The sequence below is a fragment of the Leuconostoc miyukkimchii genome (genome assembly GCF_019656055.1).
Lineage (GTDB): Bacteria > Bacillota > Bacilli > Lactobacillales > Lactobacillaceae > Leuconostoc > Leuconostoc miyukkimchii.
Map to the genome: position 1 here is coordinate 24343 of NZ_BPKY01000007.1, position 21514 is coordinate 45856.

General features: G+C 36.0%; 15 protein-coding genes. All 15 read right to left on the reverse strand.

The window, feature by feature from the left end; translation table 11 throughout:
* Positions 1 to 45: 45 nt before the first annotated feature.
* Positions 46 to 990 carry a DNA-binding protein WhiA gene (whiA, locus tag K5Q13_RS07685; protein ID WP_220741109.1) on the reverse strand — a complete coding sequence of 315 codons (945 nt, stop codon included), beginning with the start codon at positions 988 to 990 and terminating at the stop codon, positions 46 to 48.
* Entirely contained in the window at positions 990 to 1964 is a 975-nt protein-coding gene (mgfK, locus tag K5Q13_RS07690; RefSeq protein ID WP_220741110.1) for a gluconeogenesis morphogenetic factor MgfK, read from the reverse strand. Before mgfK ends, whiA begins: the two co-directional genes overlap by 1 nt.
* Positions 1965 to 2083: 119 nt before the next feature.
* Positions 2084 to 4960 (reverse strand): excinuclease ABC subunit UvrA, encoded by a 2877-nt coding sequence (gene uvrA / locus K5Q13_RS07695; RefSeq protein WP_220741111.1) that lies wholly within the window; start codon positions 4958 to 4960, stop codon positions 2084 to 2086.
* Between the two features lie 146 nt (positions 4961 to 5106).
* Positions 5107 to 7113 carry an excinuclease ABC subunit UvrB gene (gene uvrB / locus K5Q13_RS07700; RefSeq protein WP_220741112.1) on the reverse strand — a complete coding sequence of 669 codons (2007 nt, stop codon included), beginning with the start codon at positions 7111 to 7113 and terminating at the stop codon, positions 5107 to 5109.
* A 69-nt stretch (positions 7114 to 7182) separates the two neighbouring features.
* On the reverse strand, positions 7183 to 9348 hold the full coding sequence (locus tag K5Q13_RS07705; RefSeq protein WP_220741113.1) for an LTA synthase family protein: 2166 nt from the start codon (positions 9346 to 9348) through the stop codon (positions 7183 to 7185).
* 110 nt (positions 9349 to 9458) lie between these two features.
* The gene (locus K5Q13_RS07710) at positions 9459 to 9722 is read right to left on the reverse strand and encodes a YkuJ family protein (protein WP_220741114.1); all 264 of its coding nucleotides are present in this window, start codon (positions 9720 to 9722) and stop codon (positions 9459 to 9461) included.
* A complete protein-coding gene (locus tag K5Q13_RS07715) occupies positions 9712 to 10752 on the reverse strand; it encodes a lysylphosphatidylglycerol synthase transmembrane domain-containing protein (protein ID WP_220741115.1) in 1041 nt (346 codons plus the stop codon). Before K5Q13_RS07715 ends, K5Q13_RS07710 begins: the two co-directional genes overlap by 11 nt.
* Positions 10753 to 10773: 21 nt before the next feature.
* Positions 10774 to 11781: an LTA glycolipid anchor biosynthesis glycosyltransferase, IagA/BgsA family gene (locus K5Q13_RS07720; RefSeq protein ID WP_220741116.1), complete on the reverse strand. Its 1008-nt coding sequence runs from the start codon at positions 11779 to 11781 to the stop codon at positions 10774 to 10776.
* On the reverse strand, positions 11782 to 13011 hold the full coding sequence (locus tag K5Q13_RS07725; RefSeq protein WP_220741117.1) for a glycosyltransferase family 4 protein: 1230 nt from the start codon (positions 13009 to 13011) through the stop codon (positions 11782 to 11784).
* A 143-nt stretch (positions 13012 to 13154) separates the two neighbouring features.
* Positions 13155 to 14936 (reverse strand): ABC transporter ATP-binding protein, encoded by a 1782-nt coding sequence (locus K5Q13_RS07730; RefSeq protein WP_220741118.1) that lies wholly within the window; start codon positions 14934 to 14936, stop codon positions 13155 to 13157.
* 2 nt (positions 14937 to 14938) lie between these two features.
* The gene (locus K5Q13_RS07735; protein ID WP_220741119.1) at positions 14939 to 16657 is read right to left on the reverse strand and encodes an ABC transporter ATP-binding protein; all 1719 of its coding nucleotides are present in this window, start codon (positions 16655 to 16657) and stop codon (positions 14939 to 14941) included.
* Positions 16658 to 16843: 186 nt separating this feature from the next.
* Entirely contained in the window at positions 16844 to 18826 is a 1983-nt protein-coding gene (locus K5Q13_RS07740; protein ID WP_220741120.1) for an ABC transporter ATP-binding protein/permease, read from the reverse strand.
* Positions 18827 to 18897: 71 nt separating this feature from the next.
* Positions 18898 to 19548, reverse strand: coding sequence for a YfbR-like 5'-deoxynucleotidase (locus K5Q13_RS07745; protein WP_220741121.1), 651 nt, complete (start codon positions 19546 to 19548; stop codon positions 18898 to 18900).
* A 268-nt stretch (positions 19549 to 19816) separates the two neighbouring features.
* Complete coding sequence (yajC, locus tag K5Q13_RS07750; protein ID WP_220741122.1) at positions 19817 to 20170, reverse strand: preprotein translocase subunit YajC; 354 nt, start codon at positions 20168 to 20170, stop codon at positions 19817 to 19819.
* 81 nt (positions 20171 to 20251) lie between these two features.
* Positions 20252 to 21469 (reverse strand): tRNA guanosine(34) transglycosylase Tgt, encoded by a 1218-nt coding sequence (gene tgt, locus K5Q13_RS07755; RefSeq protein ID WP_220741123.1) that lies wholly within the window; start codon positions 21467 to 21469, stop codon positions 20252 to 20254.
* Between the last annotated feature and the right edge of the window lie 45 nt (positions 21470 to 21514).

Consider the following 21514-nt stretch of genomic DNA (forward strand, 5'->3'; position numbering starts at 1 on the left):
TAAGACTATTTTAGCACAAACAGGGAGAGAGTGCTAAAATTTATTTCATAACTTTGATAAATCGTAGTTAATTCCATCTTCAATCATCTGTGCTAGCTCTTTTAATTTACGCATACGATGATTTGCACCAGATTTACTGATTTCTAGGCGATCACCTAATTCCGCTAATGAGTCATCTGGATGATCTAAACGTAATTTGGCAATATCTCTTAATTTTTTTGGTAATAAGTCTAGATCACCAATTTCATCAGCAATGGCTAGGATTTGTTGGACTTGTTTATTCGCTGCATTCGCAGTTTTTTGGATATTTGCCATCTCTGCGTTCGTCATCCGATTAACAGAGTTACGCATATCTCGCATCATTCGAATATCTTCAAATCTCAACATAGTTTGTGTTGCCCCGATAGTGGCGAGAAAGTCTACTATTTTTTCGGCTCTTTTAATATATACAATGAATCCACCTGAACGATCAGTTATTTTAGCAGGCAAATCAAACTCTTTCATCATGTTTAATAACTGTTCTGCTAATTCTTCATGAATTGTAAAAATTTCTAAATGGTAATTAGCTTTTTCGGGTGAATTAACTGATCCAGCCGCTAAAAAAGCGCCTCTCAAAAAAGAACGTTTTTTATCAACCTGATTTAGAATTCGAGATGGGATTTCTGGATGCAAACCGAAAGGATCTACTCCTAAATCGGACATTACTTCTGTCACTTGATTTTTAAGCAAAACCCTGTACGATTTGTGTTGTGACATATGGTTATGGTCTGAGACACTGACTTCGACAACAATATTACTATAATTTTGCGTCAATAGTGTGTATATGCGTCTTGCTATTGCAGCATTTTCAGTCTGAACCGATACAGTTTGATCAAAGCCTAAAGTGCTCACACCGTTCATGCGCATCAACGCAGAAAGCTCTGCCTTTGCATTGCCATTATGAACGAGTAATCCTGTTAACTCTTTTTTTACATCTGTTGCATAAGACATTAATTTTGCTCCAAAATCTGCAAGAGTTCTGCCATTATTTTTTCGCCGTCATGAAATGCACCTGCATCACGAAGTTGCAAAAAATCACCTGGTATTTGTTTAGCGCCCTGCAAACTCACAGCTACTTCATCTAATTTGACTTGATTAGAAATTTCATCCCACTTTTGAAAATCTACGAAATCGTCAGGTACGATAGCATTATTTGCAATAACATAATTAACAACTGGTGAGCCAATATGCTCATTTAAAGCTAATAGATGCTGGGCATCTGTATAGGCATCTGTTTCACCCTTTTGAGTCATGATATTAGAAATATACACTTGCTTAGCTTTGGTAGCACGCAGTGCCTCATTTACCTCTGGTACTACAACATTGGGTAAAATCGATGTAAATAAACTTCCCGGACCATAGACAATCATATCCGAATTCAAAATAGCTTCAACTACTTCTGGCGCTGCTTTAGGTTCCTCGCCTGGTTCATCACCTGTCACCCAAACACGGTCTATTATTTTGTGTGCATGGGTAATCTCTGCCTCTCCTGCTAAAACATCACCATTCTTAAATTTTGCATGCAGCACCAAAGGCTCATTTGAAACAGGATATATTTTACCTCGCACATGCATAAAACGCGCTAAATGTTGCACTGCATCAAAAATACTACCATGCATCTCTGTCATCGCTGCAATAATTAAATTCCCAACAGCATGCTTGGCAAAAAAGTCATCTTTAGCGTCAAAACGATATTGCATAACTTGCGTAATCGCAGGATCAACATTTGACATAGCAACGAGAATATTTCTAATATCTCCAGGTGGTACGATATTAATGTAGTTTCTTAACAGGCCACTAGATCCACCATCATCAGCAACAGTAACAATTGCTGTTAAGTCGATATTTTTTTTAACAAGCGGTTTAATAATAACTGGCAGCCCTGAACCGCCGCCAATAATAACAATTTTCGGTTTATGTGGCATATTAGAGTCTAGCTGTCAAACCCACAATGATTACACTATGAGTAAAATAACACGCTTCACTTTCTTATATATTCTTATTATTATTTTAACTCAAATTGAACAATGATGTTTACAATTTTTCATTTTAGCTTATCAGCACGCTCTAAATCTCGTTCGATGATTGCTTTTAAATACTTACCAGTATAAGATGTTTCATTTTTAATCACTTTTTCAGGGGTACCTGTTACCAAAACTTTACCGCCGCCTTCACCACCTTCTGGTCCCATATCAATCAGCCAGTCAGCGGATTTAATGACGTCTAAATTATGTTCAATGACAACAACCGTGTTCCCTGCATCAACTAAACGCTGCAAGACAATCAGCAATCTTGAAATATCGTCCACATGTAGTCCAGTCGTTGGTTCATCCAATATATACATTGTTTTACCATTAGTACGTCTGTGCAATTCAGATGCTAGTTTCATTCTTTGAGCTTCACCACCAGATAAAGTTGTAGCAGACTGTCCTAGTTTGATATATCCTAACCCAACATCATTAATTGTTTGCAATTTACGTGCTATTTTAGGAATAGGCGCAAAAAATTCTAACGCTTCAGCTGCCGACATTCCTAGAACCTGAGAAATATTGAGTTCTTTGTAGCTCACTTCAAGCGTTTCCGAATTATAACGCGTACCATTACAAACTTCACACGTAACATATACATCTGGTAAAAAGTTCATTTCGATCTTTATAACGCCATCGCCACGACAATTTTCACAACGACCACCTTTTGTGTTAAATGAAAAGCGACCTTTACTGTAGCCTCTCATTTTTGCTTCATTTGTTTGTGCAAACAAATCACGAATATCATCAAACACGCCTGTGTAAGTAGCTGGGTTAGAGCGCGGTGTTCTACCTATTGGTGACTGATCAATATCAACAACCTGCTCAATATTTTCAACGCCCTCAATGTTGCTATACTTACCAGGTTTTTCCGAATTATTATTAATCTTTTGTTTTAGAGCACGTTTTAAAATTTGATTAACAAGCGTTGATTTACCTGATCCCGATACACCAGTAACTGCTACAAATTTACCTAAAGGAAACTTTGCTGTAACATTTTTAAGGTTATTTTCTTTAGCACCTTTAATAGTAATGTAATTTCCATTACCTTTACGTCGCTTATTTGGTACTGGGATAAATTTCTTTCCGGATAGGTACTGACCAGTCAAGGATTTTTCATTGCCAGCAACCGCCAATGGTGTCCCAGTAGCGACTATTTCGCCACCTAATGTTCCCGCACCTGGTCCAACATCAATAAGATAATCTGCAGCCAACATTGTATCTTCATCATGTTCGACAACTACCAATGTATTCCCTAAATCCCGCATACGTCGCATGGATTCAAGTAACATGTCATTATCGCGTTGATGTAGTCCAATTGAAGGTTCGTCCAAAACATACAAAACACCTGATAAATTAGAACCAATTTGTGTTGCTAGTCGAATTCTCTGTGACTCTCCACCGGAAAGTGTACGAGCCGAGCGCGATAAAGTCAGATACTGTAAACCAACACTCTTCAAAAAACCTAATCTATCTTTTATTTCTTTTAGGATTGGTGTTGCAATGGTTGTGTCCTGTTGACCTAAAGTGAGATCGTCAAAAAAAGCCAATTCTTTATCAACTGCCATTTCAGAAACTTGTCCAATATGGCGACCATTAACTTTAACGGAGAGAGCAGCTTCGTTTAATCGATAGCCTTTACATGCTTGACAAGTCAATTCAGTTAGATATTTAGACATTTGATCGCGTGTATAATCTGAGTTAGTCTCATTAAAACGCCGTGAAACATTACGAATTACTCCTTCAAAAGGAATATCGACGTCACGAACACCGCCAAAATCATTTTGATAATGAAAATGGAAATCTTTTGATCCAGATCCATGCAAAATTAAGCTTTGTTGTGATTTTGGTAACTTTTCAAAGGGTGTATCTAAGTCAATGCCATTTTGTTCTGAAAATTGACGTAACATTTCTGGATAATAGTTAGATGAGATTGGATTCCATGGTGCTATCGCCCCTTCTCGTAACGTTTTTGTCACATCCGGCACAATTAAATCAACATCACTTTCTCGTGTAACACCTAATCCTTGGCAAATTTCGCAGGCACCTAATGGCGCATTAAAACTAAAAAGACGTGGTTCTAGTCGGCCAACTCGAAAATCTTTCAATTCTCCTAAGTAATGATCAGAAAATTTTAAGGGTGCAATTTCATCTTCTCCCTCACGTGCTAAAACATCTATCTGTACTAAACCACCCGTCAACCTAACAGCTGCTTCTATTGAATCAAACAACCTGGAACGTGAATTATCACGTAACACAATACGGTCAATCATTACATCTATGTCATGAGCTTTATTTCTGTTCAAAGTTGTATTTGTATCTTTGGCATCAATTTCTAAAATTTCACCATCAACACGTGCACGAATATAACCTTGTTTACGCATATTTTCAAAAGCTGTTTCATGAGATCCGCGTTTTCCTTTAATGATTGGCGCAAAAATTAGAAGCCGTACACCGCTTGTTAAATGTTGAAAAACATACTCAACCATTTGATCAATCGTTGTCATAATTTTCGTGCCATCTTTTGGATCATCTGGACGACCAATTCGTGCATAAAGTAATCTAAAATAATCATTGATTTCTGTAACTGTGCCAACTGTTGAACGTGGATTATTAGATGTTGTTTTTTGATCAATGGAAATTGCTGGTGAGAGACCATCAATTGAATCAACATCTGGTTTATCCATTTGACCTAAAAATTGACGTGCATATGAAGAAAGGCTTTCAACATAACGTCTTTGACCTTCAGCATAAAGTGTGTCAAATGCTAGAGAAGATTTACCTGATCCAGATAATCCAGTGACAACTGTTAATTTATCTTTAGGAATATCAACATCTATATTTTTTAAATTTTGAGCACGAGCACCACGTATTTCGATATTAGTTTTTGCCATATATAGTTTATGTAGCGCTTAAATTGTTCACTTTAATAATGAATGATGAACTACTTAAAAGTGCATTTCCTTATCTTTTAATTTGTAATACTGATTCAATTATAACAACTTAGTTTCTTTCAAGTATTTCTATCCGAAGCACTAGTTCATAATGTGGCCTTAAGTTCCATAACACTATCACGTAATTGTGCTGCTTCTTCGAAGTCCAAAGCTTTTGCAGCAGCTTTCATTTGGCCTTCTAAGTTAGCAATGATATTGTGCTGCTCGTCTTTAGGCAAATCCTTGAAGGCCACCTGAGTAAGATCAACCGATAACTTGCCATCAGTTGATTCAGTACGAACAGAGATTAAATCACGTATATCTTTTTTTATAGTTGTAGGTGTAATATTATTTTTAGCATTATATTGCATTTGGATTTCTCGTCGACGTGCTGTCTCATCCATTGCCGATTGCATAGATTTCGTTATTTTATCAGCATACATAATGACATGTCCGTTTGAATTACGTGCCGCACGACCAATTGTTTGAATTAAAGAACGCGGATTACGCAAGAATCCCTCTTTGTCTGCATCTAATATCGCAACTAAAGAGACTTCAGGCACATCAATTCCTTCACGCAACAAATTGATTCCAATTAGGACATCATATTTACCCAACCGCAAATCTCGAATAATCTCCGTACGTTCAAGTGTTTTAATATCAGCATGTAAGTAGGCTACCTTAATGCCAACATTTTTCAAATAATCAGTTAAATCCTCTGCCATACGTTTTGTTAAAGTTGTTATAAACACGCGTTCATTTTTTTCGGAACGTATATTTATTTCGCCAACCAAATCGTCAATTTGCCCCATCACTGGCCGTACTTCGATCTCTGGATCAAGAAGACCGGTTGGTCGTATAATTTGTTGTGCAACATGATTGTCGGTCACTCGTTCGAGCTCGTAATCACCTGGTGTCGCTGACATATAAATTATTTGATTCACATGCTTTTCAAACTCAGGTAACTTCAGTGGTCGATTGTCTAACGCAGATGGCAGACGAAAACCGTAGTTAACCAATGTTTCCTTACGTGCTTTGTCACCATTAAACATACCACGAACTTGAGGCATAGTTACGTGGCTTTCATCAGCCACAATCAAAAAATCATCTGGGAAAAAATCTAGCAATGTGAATGGTGGTTCACCAGGCTCTCGACCGTCCATCCAGCGTGAATAGTTTTCAATACCACCAACAAAACCCATTTCCTCTAGCATTGCTAGGTCATATTCTGTTCTTTGTTTAATACGTTGCGCTTCAATCAACTTGCCTTCTGCTTCAAATTTGGTAACCTGTTCTGTCATCTCCTGCTTAATACCAGCTAGTGCTGTACTCATTTGATCATCATCTGTCATAAAATGTTTTGCAGGATATATTGAAACAAATTCCCGTTCTGCTAAAGCTTCCCCTGTAAGTGAATTAATATCACGAATACGATCAATTTCATCACCAAAAAATTCGACACGCAATGCTAATTCGTCCTCAGATGCAGGGAAAATTTCTATCACATCTCCACGCACCCGAAACGTGCCTCGGTGAAAGTCAATATCATTGCGTGTAAATTGTACGTTAATTAAATCTCTCATCAACTGATCTCGGCCATATTCATTACCCACACGCAAATTAATAACATGTTCCTGGTATTGATGCGGATCACCCAACCCAAAAATTGAACTAACAGACGCCACAACGATCACATCTCGTCTCGACAAAAGAGAACTTGTTGCAGAGTTTCGTAGTTGATCAATTTCATCGTTAACTGCTGAATCCTTTTCAATGAAGGTATCAGAGCTTGGAACATAGGCTTCTGGTTGATAGTAGTCATAATAAGACACAAAGTATTCAACTGCATTATTTGGAAAAAACTCTTTTAATTCACTATATATTTGTCCAGCTAAAGTTTTATTATGGCTTAATACTAACGTTGGCTTTTTAACTGTTTTAATAACATTAGAAATTGTGAATGTCTTTCCAGTCCCTGTTGCGCCAAGAAGTATCTGCTCCTCTACACCAGCGTTAATACCGTTTACTAGTTGGCTAATCGCTTGAGGCTGATCACCAGTTGGCTGATATTTTGAAACCACTTCAAAGTCATGATTCGTAATATTTTCACGCATATTTTCTTCCTTACTCTACTTTAATTCATTATACAATAAAACGAACAAACGTTCTATTGTTTGTTCGTTTTATTTTGACGATGAAGTTGTCTCATTTTTTTGATTGTTTGTGTCTGATGAATCACTTAACTCTGGCGCATCAGTTTTATACAAGTTTAATGTTGACTGACCTTTATTTTTTGCCAGTACACTGGAAGGATTCGTTTTTTGCGCTTCCTTGAGTTGTTCTAGTCCAGCACTTTTTTTATAATCAAATTCTTTTTTGTTAACCTTATGAAAGTCGGATCGTGATTTATCAAAACGTAATAAATCGCCTGTAATAACAGAATCAGAATATTCTAATACTTTGTCGACGTAAGCTTGTGTCTCAGGCGCCTGCTTTTTTAGCACTTCATCTGAACTTATTGTCACTTGCTCACCAGTTTTCGTATTGAAAAACTGATTATTATACTTCGTATAAGTTGGTGTTATCCAATCACCATCACGAAATGGTACGATACCCTCGTATTTTGGCGACAACATATCTTGTCCAAAAATCGTCATATTGTCATCTGGTACACCAAGAACATCAAGTAATGTTGGTAGCATATCAATCTCACCACCATATGTGTGATCTACGCCACCTTTCAAACCATTAGCATGAATCATAAATGGTACTTTTTGAAACTGAGCTAAGTCAAAGTTGGTTACTTTTTCTTTGCCAAGTAGCTGTGCAATAGCTGGCTGATGATTTTCAGAAATACCATAATGATCCCCATATAGCACAAATACTGAATTATCATATAATCCTGACTTCTTTAAGTAATCAATCAATTCCGCAAATGCTTGGTCCAGATAGTGTGCTGTCTGTACATATCCATCCACGGTTTTATCACCAGTAGTGGTTGCTGGAAAATCAATATTTTCCTTATCAAGTTCATATGGATAATGATTTGTTACAGTCAATAATTTAGCATAAAAAGGCTGTGGTAATTGTTCAATATATTTTGCACTGTCCTTCAAAAATATTTTATCTTTTAAACCATAACCAACATTGAAACGAGGATTATTGGCATTGTCGTAATACGCTTTTGAAAAAAAGTAATTATAACCAAAAGATTTATATGTGTTATCTCGGTTCCAAAAACTTGCAACATCGCCATGAAAGGCAGCAGTTGTATAACCACGTTGATTCAAAATTGCTGGTAAGGATTCAAAAGTGTTGTTTGTGCCATATTTGACCATCGCAGAACCTGTAGAAAGACCATATAGCGAATTTTCTTGCATCATTTCCGCATCAGACGTTTTCCCTTGTCCGACTTGATTATAAAAATTATCAAAACTCAGTGTATTTTGATCATGATAGAATTTATTAAGATTCGGCGTTACTTCTCGACCATCAACTTTATAATCAATCAAGAACTGTTGGAAAGATTCTAGATGAATCATAAAAACATTTTTGCCTTTTTGTGTTCCATAATACTCAATATTATCAGGCATTTTTTGTGTTGAGACAAATTTTTTAATCTTGTTCAAGTCTTCTGGCTTAGCACGTTTCCTACTCTCTGTTTGATTATAGGTCTGTACTGCGTTAAATACTGCATATTCATTTAGGCCAAGATACTTCACGATATAGTTATTATCAAAAGATCGGGTAAGTAATCCTGTACGATCTGTTGAGGCAATGCCATAATCTATTAACATGAGTACCACGCCTAATACCGTCGTTAAAATAGCAAAACGTTTCTGAACACCTTTTTTATCAATCGTTAATTGCTTAAATACAACAAGCCCAATCAAAATGATAATATCAACAAAAATCATATAATCAGACCAATGAATAATAGCTGCAATTGATTTACCTAAATTGTTTCCTGTTGAACTACCAGAACTCAAAATACCCATAGAGAGGAAATCAGAAAATTCACGATAATATAAAATATTAGCAAATAACCAAAATGATTGGATAAAATTAAATATAATAGCAATCCAATAACTCAAAGCTCCTTTAAAGTACAAGGCAATACTCAAAAATATAATTGCTGTAGGAATTGGATTGAGGAACAACAAAAATTGTTGTGTTGCTCCCTCAGCACCCAAGTTGAAATTCATATGATAATTAATATATGTTTTAAACCAAACCAAAACGACATTTAAAACAAAAAACCACACCAAGGGTGCTGATGTGTCCATCGTTTGCTTAATCTTTCGCCAAAAAAACTTAGGACTTGGCACTTTTTTTAAGAAATTCATCATTTTATTTTCCTTCATCAATATAGGCATTCACTGGTGATAACAAAAATATTATACATAAAACGTCTTAATTAATCATATCATCACAGTTCAATTCAGTATATATTGTACACTTAGAATATTAATTTAAAATCATGTAAAACATCATAAATTTCAATTGCAACAAGGTCAATATCATCAAATTGGAATTGACGGACTTCACGGTGTTCATGGATTGTCCAAATTTTAGTTAGTTGATCGTACTCTACACGCAGTGCTTCAATACCAAAAGCATCAAATCGACGTGTTTGAAATTGATTATCATTTGAATCAATCATAGCACGCAAACGATTTAAAATTTGCTTTAAGTCACTAGGCTGTTGTTTATCAAGTTCCATGTTGACCTCCTTTTGTTTTTCGCGCAGGAATCATATAAGCAATGATACCTGCAAATAAACCAAAATAGTAAGTGATCAAGCGCCATAATAAAATAACAAAGATCAACGTTGCTGGATTTTTAACAAATGGTGAAAAAAGTAATTGGAAACTCAATTCAGCACCTCCAACACCACCTGGTATTGGAAATAATGAAATAACCATAACAATCATAATATTCATCGTCACAATTAACCATGGATTCACATTTACGTAACCAAATGCACGGATAACGAAGTAAGGAATCATATAAAACACGACTAATTGTAAAATCGTAAATATCGTCGCACCAACCAACGATGACCAGCTACCAATAACTCGCCGTGATTCTTTATGAAAATTATCAATTTTTTGTTCAATTTTTATTGTAAGATTATGATGACGCTCAGCGGACATAAATTTTTTTGTCCAAGGCAAAACGATATGAACTAAACGCAGTGTCATTGCAGGCCAAAACATAACTAAAACAATTCCTAAGATGACAAAGGCATGAATTGCAATTGCAAATGGAATAAACTTAGCAAACGTTGGGTCTATTTGTGCGTATATAAAATGTTCCGCTGAGAAATAACCAATTATAAAAAACAAAACCACAACAACTTGATAAACTAAAAATTTCATCAATATGACAGATAGTGCTTTTCCTGACTCAATACCCGCTCGCGACATGCCGAACAATTGTGCTGGTTGCCCACCAGTGGCAAAAGGTGTTAGTCCTGTTCCTAAAAAATTTAACAATGGTACACGTAATAACGACAATACGGATGTTCGCTTACGATCTAACTTATTTAACATCACATAAGTTGCAGCAGCCTCTAGGAAAATTGACAAAATCATCATCAACAATCCTAAAAGTAACCAGCGCCAATCTAAATGTTTCAGAGTGATTTTTAACTGATTTCCCTTTCCACGTAGTTCATTTGTTAAAAAATAAACGACAACCGCAGTCAATACGACTACTATTGTGGCTGATATTTTGTCAGTTTTTGACATAATTTCCCCCTAAATGTGGTGTTACTCCCTTAGCACTTCTTCATAAACTGTTTGAAGTTGTTTACCTATTTCAGGTAAATCACGCGCCACCGCAAGCTGGTATCCCTGTTCACTCAAGTCTGGTATTTTTTTATTGAGAATCTGAACCATTTTCGTATCAAATTCATCAATATTATTTGCTTGATAACTATTCACACCATTTTGCAACCATTTCTGATATACAGGGATATTTCTCACTAATACTTTTTGTTTTGAGGCTAGTGCCTCTAAAACAACAATACCTTCTGTTTCTTCATAAGAAGGATACAAAAACAAATCAGCGCCTTGATAGGCGCCTTGAATAACATCCCCTGTTATATACCCTGGAAAAATTAAATTACTAACCTGATTATATTTAACCAAGCGCCTAATTTTTTTAGGTACTATTCTTAAATCTGTATATCCAAACCAAATAAAAATAAATTCTGGATGTCTTTTTGCTAATTCAACAAAATCCAAAATTCCTTTTCGTTCAAAAAATAGACCAACACTCATAATAACTTTTTGTTGCTCCGATAAACCAAAATAATCACGAAAGGCTTGAACCTTATCATTATTCTGCTCATATTTTTCTAATGGAATACCATTTGATATTGACACTATTGGTTGATTAAGATGATATCCTTGTAACAATTTTCTTGAATAAGGTGTAGGTGTAATTATGGTGTCTGCTTCTTGATATAGTGACACTAAGTAACGCTTAAACAATGGCGCTATTGCGTTGGACCCAGTAAATGAATTTCTAAAATCCTCGTAGGTTGAATGACCATGATAAATGACCTTCTTACCCTTTTTATGAGCCATTCTAACCATATGTTTGCTCTTGATACCATACGTATTAATGTGTAATACGTCATAATCTGGACATTTTTCATCTGTTGTTACTTCTACATCAGTAAATGATAACGCTTTTTGTTGTAATTTTAACGCGCGGCCAATACCTGACTTAGCAATTAATTTTTGATTTTCGAAATAGAGTAAAACTTTCAATTAATTTCTCCTAAATGGGTTACGCAAAATTCTCTTCATATAACCCACTTCGTCATCTGTGGGGTTTTCATCTTCAGATGCGTCCGTTTCATGATAGTCCGCTAATACAGCCTCATAAAAATCCAGTACACGATGTGCAAATGTTGTTGCATCAACATCTTTCATTTTTTCAGCACGGACTGCAGCATCAGCTTCAGAAAAACCATTTCTCAAGTACTTTTCAATTCCTGCAAGTAGCTCATCATAATCAGACACCAAAGTTCCTATCGCAACATTATCTACTAAATTATCTAAATATGGTGAATGTATTGCAACAAACGGTCTATTTGCAGCCATTGCTTCAATGAAGGTCAGCCCCTGCGTTTCAGTATCTGATGAACTAACAAAGACATTACTCATCTTGTAATAGTCGGTAATATCCTCGTGATTTACCATACCTGCAAATATCACCTGATCTTCTAATGCCAACTCACTGACTTGCTCTTCTAATGATTTTCTAGCAGGTCCATCGCCAGCTATTACTAATCTTGCGTCTGGGGCGGTTTGTAATAGCTCCGAAAATGCAGATATTGTTAGCGCAATGTTTTTCTCGAAGGCGAGTCGCCCAAGCGATAAAATAACAGGTGTATCAGGCAAAAAATTATATTTCTCGCGTAGATTCTGATGAGTTTCACTTTTTTTTGGCAGTGAGACACCTGTTGGAATGACCCGCATTGGTGCTTTAATACCATAGCGAACTAATGTTTCTTGAACAAGCTGTGAAGGTGCAATAACACCAGACATTCCCAGCATATATGCTTTCATTAATGTTCCCACACCTTTTGGTCCAATCAACAAACCTTTAGCAACATAATGTGTATAATCTTCATACATTGTATGATAAGTATGAATTACCGGAATTTTAAGTTGGCGTGCCACAAATTTGCCAAGCAATCCAAGAGAAAATTCAGTTTGTGTGTGAATAATGTCAAGTTGTAGTGACTTAGCAATTTCAACAGCCTTAATTAATCCACGGAACGCCAAACGTCTATCTCTAAAACCAGCATAAGGCATACTAGAAAAACGATAGATATGAGATTCAAATTTATTTTTTGAAATTTTAGGATCAGTTGATGTGAAAATATATACTTCGTGTCCTTGTGCTTCTAGTGCTTCTTTTAACGTTTTAATGGAAGTAGCAACCCCACTAACTTGCGGGAAATACGTATCCGTAAAAAGACCAATATTCATTGTGTCCTCCAAATTTATTATGAATGTTCAATCAAAATTCATAATGGCAATACTGCTATTATACCATAAATTCAAAACGGCTCCGCAACACAAAAAGTGCGTACGCATAAAAAAATCTGCGTACTTATGACGCAGATTTAACCTTAATCAAATACCATTTGATTATGATATAGTTCTGAATAAAATCCACCCTCTGCAACCAATGCAGCATGCGAACCTTGTTCAATAACTTGACCATCCTTTAAGACAACAATTTTATCAGCACCTAAAATCGTTTTTAATCTATGTGCAATGACAAAACTTGTGCGGCCAGCAATAACATTGTCCATTGCCGCTTGAATACGTTCCTCAGTCACTGTATCAACGTTTGAAGTTGCTTCGTCTAAAATTAAAAATGCCGGATTCGTTAGAATTGTTCGCGCGATAGAAAGTAGCTGCTTTTGTCCTGTTGAAAAAACAGAATTATCATCGTCTACCTTTGTTTGATATTTTTCTGGTAGTGACATAATAAAATCATGAATATTTGCTTGTTTAGCCGCATTGATCATATCATTATCTACTGCTTCTGGTTTGCCAAATTTAATATTGTCTGCCACAGTACCAGTAAACAAAACGGAATCTTGCAACACTATACCAACATGGTTACGCAAAGATTTTAAATCTAAATCACGTATATCTACATCATCAAATTTAACTGATCCCTCATTAACATCATAAAATCTGTTTAACAAATTCATAATGGTTGTTTTTCCAGAACCAGTTGGACCAACCAATGCAACCATCTGACCTTTTTTAACATCAATTGTGACACCGTGCAAAATTTCTTTATCTTTTTGATAACCAAAATGAACATTATCAAGTGTCACACCTGTTTTCAATGTGCTAAGTTCACGACCATTGGTCGTATTAATTTCTTCATCTTGCTCATGTACTTCTGATAAGCGACGTGCACCTGTGACTGCTAATTGTAACATGTTATATATTGATGTGATTTGTGTAATTGGTTGATAATATTGTTGCGAATAATTCACAAAAACAACAATCAGTCCCAATCCTACTGCTTTGTCCATGCCTTCAGAAACTACCAACCAAGAGCCAAAGAAAATAACAATTGCCAAGTTTAGCAATGACAATCCTTGCATCAAAGGAAATAACATGCCTGAATAAACTTGTCCTTTAAATGTGGCTTGCTTCACTTCTTCATTGTGAGGCCTAAAGCCAGCTATAGAATTTTCTTGCAAACCCTGAGTGATAATAATTTTTTCACCATTAATTTGCTCATTAATGTAACCATTCATGCTGCCTGTCGCGTCTTGTTGTGCATCGATAAATTTACGTGCCTGTGAAATAATAACCCCTGCTACAAGAATTGCTACTGGTGTTGATGCCATGGTTACCCATGCCAATTTAGTATTTTGGTCAAACATCATCCAAATAATACCCACAAATAATGCGAATTGAGATAGTAATTGGAAAATTGCCTGATTCATTGCATTAAATATGTTATCTAAATCCGAGGTAAACAGTGATAAAATTTCACCGTCTTGATGCGTATCAAAATACTTGATTGTCATTTTCTGTAGTTTGCCAAACAGCCCAATGCGCATACGGCCGGTTGCTTGTGCTGAAATACGAGAAGACAAAAAACTTGAAATAAACATCGTCACTACGGTCAAGATAAAAAATACCATCATTGCCCCAAGCGCATGATAAAACGGTGTTTTACTAGCAGTGGCGCGAGTCAATGGATTCATATACTGTCCAAGATAGTTTGCTAACTCGGTGATTGCTTTTCCCATATATGACGGTGCTTTAACTTGAAAATAAGTCGAAACAATCGTTATTACCACAATAAATATTAAACTTTTCCAATATTGCTTTAAATAGCTTGCAAAATATTTAATTGCACGTTTGATGTCAGCCATATTTAATTACCACCTTTCGCTTTTTGAGTTTCGTAAATTTCAGCATAGACTGGTGAAGTTGCGAGCAATTCTGTATGCGTGCCCACACCGACCAACTTACCTTTGTCAAGAACTAAAATACGATCTGCGTGTATTACCGAGCTAATTTTTTCAGCAATAACAAAAGTTGTGGTTCCAATAAGTTCCTTATCTAACGCATTTTGTACAAGCTTTTCAGAACGTGCATCCAAAGCAGATGTTGCATCATCTAAAATTAAAATTTTAGGAGATCCAATGACGCCACGAGCAATTGATAGGCGTTGCTTTTGACCACCAGAAAGATTCGATGAACGTTCTTCGACAATATGCTCAAAACCATCATCATATTGGTTTATAAATTCAGATGCCTGAGCAATATCTGCGGCACGTTGAAAATCAGCAACTGTTGCATCTGCTTTTCCTTGACGTAAATTATCCGATATTTTCCCACTAAATAAAACTGCACGCTGCAAAACAAAAGATACTGCTGTACGTAAGGATTTCTCGTGAACTTCCTTTAAGTTAACACCACCTATCCTTACCTCACCCTTTGATGGATCAAATAATCTTGGGATAAGTTGTGCTAACGTGGATTTCCCAGACCCGGTAGCACCAACAATGCCAATCATTTCACCTGAATTTACTTGAAACGAGATATCTTCTAATGCTGGTTGATCATCTCCAGGATAAGTAAATGATACGTTCTGAAATAACACATCACCAGTTAAAGCTGTTTCTGGTGCATCCGGATTATAAGTTAAATCAGATTTCGTATCAAATATTTCCTTAATACGTGCTAATGACACAAATCCACGTGATGCAAAGGTGGACATCATGCCACCAATCATAATAGCAAAAAATATTTGCATCAAATATGAGATGAATGATGTAATTGCTGCTAGATCATCAGGGTGTGCTACCACATCGCGTCCGACAAAAAGTACCGCTGCACCAATGGCCACATAAGATATTAACATAAACATCGGAATCATTGTTGAAAACAAATAACCAATTGTTGTAGTTACTCGTGTTAAATTATCTGAATTATCAGTAAATTGTTGCGTTTCATTTGCTTCTTGATTAAAAGATTTAACAACACGGACACCTTGCAAATTTTCTTTAGCAAGCATATTTGTTTTATCAATAAGTTGTTGAATTTGTGTAAAATATTTCCCCATCTGCTTAAATACAATTTGTGAAGCTAACATGATTAATATAACCATTAAAATTACAATCCACCAAAGCCTTGGTATAGTAATTAGTGCCAAAATAAAGGCTCCAATAAAAAGTACGGGTATCCTAGTTAGTGATTGCAACACCATCATCACTAATTGTTGTACTTGGTTTACATCATTTGTCATGCGCACCACTAAGTTACCGGGTGAAAATTTTTCAACATTACTAAATGAAAATGACTGAATTTTGTTATACTCATTTGCACGTATATCAGCAGCAATACCCTGTGATACCTTGGCCGCAAAAATCGTGTTAATGACGCCGGCTATCAAACCAATAATTGCCAAAATAATTAACTGTACACCATACATCAGCACCTTATTCTGGTCATCAGCAATAATTGCTTTCATGACGCTTTGCAATAGACGTGGTTGCCACAAAGAAGCCCCAGCCATTATCATAACCGAAATAATCGAAAAAATAATATCTCGCAAATATGGTTTAGCGTGTTCCTTTAAAATTTGCATTGTTAGCTCCTCTTTAATATAATCAATTTCAAATCTTTCTTACTGGGCAAAGCAAACATAATAACACGTATTATTATATCAAACCAGTATACTCCAGTTAGCATTTTCTAACAAAAAAAAACGCACATTTAAGCGTTTTTTGATACTTACTGCTGTGAAATAACATGAGTTCTAACATTTTGATACTTAATCTGCCGCCAAAGCATCGATTGTATTAAGTTTGGCTGCTCGACGTGAAGGTACAAAGCTAGCAATTAGTGCAATTAACAAAGAAATGATAACAGCAAAAATCACATTTCCAACAGATACTTGTACGATATCAAAATGAATCAAACCATTTAATGCAGTGTTCATTCCAATCTGACCAACATAAGCCATTACGATGCCTAAAATTGCTGAAATTATACCAATCAGTAGCGCTTCATTTGTAAATAATCCACGAATATCTTTAGCACGCGCACCTAAAGCACGTAGGACACCTATTTCACGTGTACGTTCAGAAACTGACATATATGTGGTAACAATAATCATAATAGCCGAAACAAGTAATGAGATACCAGCTATCGCTGCCAATACATATGAAGCTAAACTAGTAATCGTGTTAATCGTACTTAAAATGTCGTTCATCGATATACTAGCAAAACTTTGTGTGCCATTACTCTGCAGCTTGTTAATACGAGCAATTGTTGATTTAACTGCCTTTGTATCTTTAATTTCAACAGACACATAATTGGCATCTGTTACCGCATTATTTTTCTTCAGGTCATTTTGTATTGTTGACCATTTTTGAATAAACATTGCACCTGACTGTCCGCCATCAGTTATACCGGCGATTTTAGCTGAAGTTGAAATAATGACTGGCTTGTTTTCTGAATCAAATGCCATATAAGTAAATGAAATATTCTTCCCGATTAATGCTTTATAATTTTTTTGAATCTTTTTAGCATAATTACGGTCAATCAAAACTTCACCATCTTTTGCTTGACGTCCTGCTTTAATCGTTTTTTCAGAAAATTGTGGCGTCCATGATTGTAGTTGTACTGGCTGTGATTTTTCGTTCCCATAGGTAAATATTGCGTTATTAAACGTGCCACCTGGGTGAACTGCATCCACACCTTTAACTCGGCCTAAGCGATTCAACATAGATTTATCCATCGTTGTTGATGAATAATCTGCTGCCATGGCTTGTCTTGTCGCCTGCATGCGTTCTGCTGCACTAGCATCTTTATCTTTAGTCGTGTTACGCAGAACCGATTGGTAATTAGGATTCACAAGTGAATCTACCTGATTAGCAATATACCCCTTAATACCATTTCCCAGTCCTAAAAAGAGTATGACAGAGAAAACGCCAATTGCCGATCCCAATATGATTAAAAAGTTTTGCAACTTTTTGTACTTCAAATGGTCAAACGCCATATCCCAAATTGATGCTGCTTTCAATGGACGAGAAGTCAGACGTTTTGTACCTGATGGTACTAAAAACTTATCTTTTAAAAATTTTTCCTCATCAATTTTTCCATCAGCCATGTGTAAAATACGTGTACCGTACTCTGCCACAGCTTGTGAATGCGTGACTACAATGACTAACTTGCCTTCTTCTGCTATTTGCTTTAACAAATCAAGCACTTCAACAGTGTTTGCTGAATCAAGAGCCCCTGTTGGCTCATCTGCAATCATAATATCTGGGTCAGCAGCCAAGGCACGAGCAATTGCGACACGTTGCTTTTGACCACCCGATAACTGTGAAGGGAATTTGCTCATATGTTCCGATAGGCCAACCTTATTCAATAAAGCCTTGGCACGTTCTTTACGTTCAGCAGAAGACAGAGTTGTCATATTCAAACTAGTTTCAACGTTTTCTAAATTAGTTTGATAGTTAATTAAATTGAAACTTTGAAAAATATAGCCAATTGTCTCACGGCGATACACATCAAGCTTTTTTTCTTGCTTATGATCAAGTTTATCCCCATTAATTTCAACTGTGCCATCAAAATTACGATCTAAACCACCAATAATGTTCATTAAAGTCGATTTTCCACCACCAGATTCCCCAAGAATAGAAACAAATTCGCCTTTTTCAAAAGACAAATCTATACCCTTTAGAACCGGAAACTCTTCTTTACCAAGATAGTAAGATTTTTTAATATTTTGAAGTTCTAAAAATGCCATATTTTCCCTCTTTCAACATTGTTACATTCTCTAATTAAGCTGCGCCTAAATTATTTTAGTCTATATTTATTTTACTGTTGCGCAGCAGCAAAATCTGGTAATAAACTCTTAGCTAAATCATGCAATGGTTCTTTACTAATAAAATTTTCTGAAAAAATATCAGGCAATATATCTGTAGCAATATATTTAACACTTGCCATGTCTTTAAACTCCGCCAATGCTTCTAGGCTGCTTTGAAAAATATTAACAAACACCGGTTCTGGGTTGAATTTTTCTAGTTCGCCGTATGCCTCATACATTAAATCCACTTTATCAGAAATTGACAGAATCTTACCTTCAATCGTGTCATCCTTACCTTCTCCCAAACGTCGCATGTATATTGCTTGAAATTGCTGTGGTATTTCTGTTTTTATAAAATTTTCAGTCATCGAATCTTCAACATCAGCAAGCATTGAACGTAATGTTGAAGTAGCATATTTAACTGGTGTTTTAATGTCACCAATAAATCGCTCTGTATAATCATGATTTAATGCTTTTTCGTAAACCAATTGCCAATTAATAGTTTCACCGCTTTGCTCTTCCACATCCGCCAAGAACTGTGCAACTTGAGCAACTTTCCAAGAATGGGCTGCGACATTGTGTGGTTGGTATTTAAAAAAACCTGGTGCCCGATTAATGAGTTCCAACTGGGACATCCCCATAAAAAATTCATGCATTGTCATAGTTATCATCGTACGTGAATTGTATATTTAGTATAAATACATTAAATACCATAACACGTACTTTCCTCCTCTTGTATAAAAAACGTTATCTTTATCATACACGACTTTGTTATTAGGTGCACACCCTATTAAATTATAGGAAAATAACTCATTTGTTTATTCCTCATTATCTCTTAGTTGTTATAATTTTTTGCAACACTACGCCCAAATTAAGATAGTACCCAATCCTATATACAAAAAAAGAGCAAAACTTGCCCTTTTTCACTACTTATTTTTCTGGATTGTTATCAGAATCTGTGATTTTTTCAGTATTTTCTTCGGATGGTTTCAAATCTTCAACTGCTGTTTTTTGTTCAGTCAATTCAGGCTTTGGCTTGATTGTTCGAATAGCTGCCAAATCAAATGTTAAAATAACGCCTTCTGCATCTAAATCAACTGTCTTATTGGCAGTATCGACATTACTGACAACTGCATGTAGACCGCCAATTGTCACGACTTCTGAGCCTTTTTCTAAGCTGTTTTGGCGTTCTTGTTGGGCCTCACGTTGCTTTTTTTGTTGACGATTCATAAACCAGAACATACCAACAATCAAAATAACTGGGAGAATTAAATTCAAATTCATAGTATTTATTTCCTACTTTCTTAGATGCACTAGATATCATCGCGCATTATATATTAATTATATCAAACTCTGGCAGTTTTTTTAGAATAAACGTGCATTTGGTTTATTATAACCATATTCTTCCATCACGGTTTCTCTAAATGCTAACAATTCATCATTTTCAATAGCTGTACGCATGTCTTCCATAAATTGTAACAAGAAACGTAAGTTATGTTGTGAGGCTAACTGTGCACCAAGTATTTCATTTGCATTAAACAAGTGATGTAAATAAGATCTCGTTAAGTTTTGAAATGGATTATATGCTGGATTATCAAACTGTGCTTGATTACCAAATTGATTTTCCCGAATTGGATTATTAGAATAATAACTCAAATCTGGATCTAATGGCGTAAAGTCATTTTTATACTTTGCATTTTTAATCACCACACGGCCACGACGTGTCATCAAAGTACCCTTTCGGGCAATTCGTGTTGGCAAAACAGAATCAAACATGTCAATTCCTCGTATAACACCATCTATTAACGAATCTGGTGCCGCAACACCCATCAAGTATCGTGGCTTATTCTCTGGTAAAATTGGCATTGTGAAATCTAAAACGCGATTCATTTCTAACTTAGATTCACCAACCGAAAGACCGCCAATAGCATATCCTGGCATATCCATGCCAACTAGTCCTTGGGCTGATTCAGTGCGCAAGGACTTGAATCCTGCACCTTGAACGATACCAAAGAGGCCCTGAGAATCCGGGTTTTTATGTGCTTTTTGTGCACGCTCAGCCCAGCGTAAAGAACGTTGCATTGAATCTTTGATGTAATCATAACTTTCAAAATAAGGAATCGCCTCATCCAATTGCATCATAACATCAGAGCCTAAGTTATTTTGTATGCGCATGGCCACTTCAGGTGATAAAAACATTTTATCGCCATTAACGTGATTTTGAAAAGTGACACCTTCTTCTTGTAACTTACGAGCATCTGATAATGAGAAAACTTGAAATCCACCTGAATCTGTTAAAATAGCTTGATCCCAACCCATATATTGATGTAACCCACCAGCTTCAGCAATGAGTTCATCGCCTGGACGAACCCATAAATGGTAAGTATTACTCAAAATAAATTGTGACCCAATTTCCTTTAATTCACGTGTACCGACACCTTTTACCGCGCCCTGCGTGCCTACAGGCATAAACATGGGTGTTTCAAAAGTACCGTGTGGTGTATGAATACGACCACGACGTGCACCTGTATGTTTTTCAGTGTGGAGATGTTCGTACCACACTGCTGGTTTTTTATCTGCCATTTTATCCTCGTTCATCGCGTAATTTCAATCCATTCTATTCTACCA